This window comes from Pseudomonas sp. G(2018) (genome assembly GCF_005502415.1).
Taxonomy (GTDB): Bacteria; Pseudomonadota; Gammaproteobacteria; order Pseudomonadales; family Pseudomonadaceae; genus Aquipseudomonas.
In genome coordinates this window covers 1-2,066 of the sequence record NZ_SCOO01000085.1, presented here as the reverse complement: position 1 = coordinate 2,066, position 2,066 = coordinate 1, and the positions used below count along the sequence as shown (strand labels likewise).

2 protein-coding genes are annotated in these 2,066 nt (G+C 50.1%); both read right to left on the bottom strand.

The window, feature by feature from the left end; all coding sequences use genetic code 11:
* Positions 1–604: 604 nt before the first annotated feature.
* On the bottom strand, positions 605–910 hold the full coding sequence (locus tag FFS64_RS31145) for a hypothetical protein (RefSeq protein WP_082631607.1): 306 nt from the start codon (positions 908–910) through the stop codon (positions 605–607).
* A 407-nt stretch (positions 911–1,317) separates the two neighbouring features.
* Complete coding sequence (locus tag FFS64_RS31140) at positions 1,318–1,749, bottom strand: phage infection protein (RefSeq protein WP_087149566.1); 432 nt, start codon at positions 1,747–1,749, stop codon at positions 1,318–1,320.
* Positions 1,750–2,066 lie beyond the last annotated feature (317 nt).

Sequence of the window (2,066 nt, the reverse complement as noted above, 5' to 3'; positions counted from 1 at the left end):
ATTTGCCCTATGCGCTTTAGAGATCTCAAGCTGCGGTTTGTTACAAGCAGAAATTCTTAATTGTGGCATGAGTATCATCAGGGTAAGTCATTAGCCACCGCTGGCAAGACGACCGCCGACCGCGGCCGAATTTAGCTACGACGGATCAAACGTTGCTTAGCATCCTGGTCGGTTGAGCGGCCTTAACGAGGCTTTTGGGGCGGACTCCTGAATCGTCGGCTATCTGGAATGATCAAGTAGGTTTCGCGAGCTGACCTTTTTGGCGCAAGATGCTCAATTAGCTCGGTAGCTTACTAAATAGGCCTCAAGTTCAGACGAAACCTGGCCATTGTCGCACTGTCGGGCAGGGTGATCTTAAGACAAACAATTCGGATTTATGCTAAAGGCGTCTAGTTGAGTATTCGGAGATAAGTTCTATTTTTGCGAGCCAACAAAATACTCTATTAAAAGCTTATAACAGAAAATATTGACGCCAAGTCATATGGTACATGGCCCGTATTCGAATACGGGCCATGTAGGTGTGATAAGTTGTATTGCACGTCAAATGCTCGAGTACTTCTTTGACGCGGAGCAGGAATGCCCTTATTGAATCTCTATCTCCAGCTTATTTTTTCTTGGCCGCACAAGGAGCCTTGGCGGCGCACGGATTGGCTGCGCACGGATTTTTTGCTGCGCATGGGTTCTTGCTAGCGCAGGGGTTTTTAGTGGTTTTCTTGCTTGCTGCACACGGATTTTTTGCAGCACAAGGATTTGCCATGGCTGCCGCAGGAGCTTTTGCCGCGCAAGGATTACAAGGGGTAGCAGCCATCACGGGACCAGCGAGGGATGCGGCAAGCACCGCCGCAGATACCATTGCAGCCAAAGGCTTGGCGATTTTCAGAGATGCCGTGGATGCTTGAAATTTTTTCATTGTGTTTCTCCTGATGGGTAAAAATCTAAATAGGTGCAATGACATTCGTTGCCACTCACAGGTAGTCAGATGATTCAGCTGGTTTGTTGTTACAAAAAACGAAAAATAAATTTAGGCGCCAACGGCCTATGCCAGGCCCAGTAAAAATTTACTAGCGTAGGTGCAAGTACACCTGATCGTCGTCACGACAGGAAAGACAAAACGTCACCAAGTAGTCCGTTCAGTCCGACCAAGACAATTCCCGACGAGTAATTAATTCGGATTAAATAAATATTCTCCGCATGTCCTGTGTCTTTTTATCAGAGCAAACGCCTTATTGTATGGCCACTGCGTGTTAGATTACAGCTGGAATGAGGGGCTGACATGCCTATCACTGCAGTGGCTATTGGTTAAGCGCTGGAAGCTACTCACCCCACTAAAGTCTGCGGGTTTGCGGAGCTCGCCAGTTCTGTTGGTGGCCGTTCGAATAGTTGTTGGCGTCGCTCTAACAGACGATCGCTGCCGCCCTCGGCGATCTTCGCGCGCTGCTCAAGCAATCGGTCACTACCACCCTCAGCGACTTTCTCACGCCGTTCAAGCAATCGGTCACTACCACCCTCAGCGACTTTCTCACGCCGTTCAAGCAATCGGTCACTACCGCCCTCAGCGACTTTCTCACGCCGTTCAAGCAATCGGTCACTACCGCCCTCAGCGACTTTCTCACGCCGTTCAAGCAGCCGATCACTGCCGCCCTCGGCGACCTTTGTGCGCTGCTTGAGCAATCGATCGCTACCTCCCTCTGCAAGACTGTGTTGAGCGGCGACTTGGCGTTGATGTTCGCTCAGGGTTTGAAGGGCCATAGCACCTGTCGCGATGATCAACCCGATGGTTAAAAGTCTCAGGGAGCCTGTATACGTTTTCATGACGTCATCCTCCTTCGGATGTGACTGTCATGAATAGGATGACGCGCCGAGCTCGTCGTTACAGCTAATGCAGTTATTTCTATAACCTTAGAAATGACCTGTAACAAACCCTGCCTCGGAACACTCAATTGATGAGGGCACTGTCCTGTAGCTCATTTGGCCACTATGCTTGGCACCGCCATGACTAGGAGAGTGAGATGGACGACGAACAGGAAATGATCCAACGCTTAAAGCGTGGAGACCCAGCGGCGTGT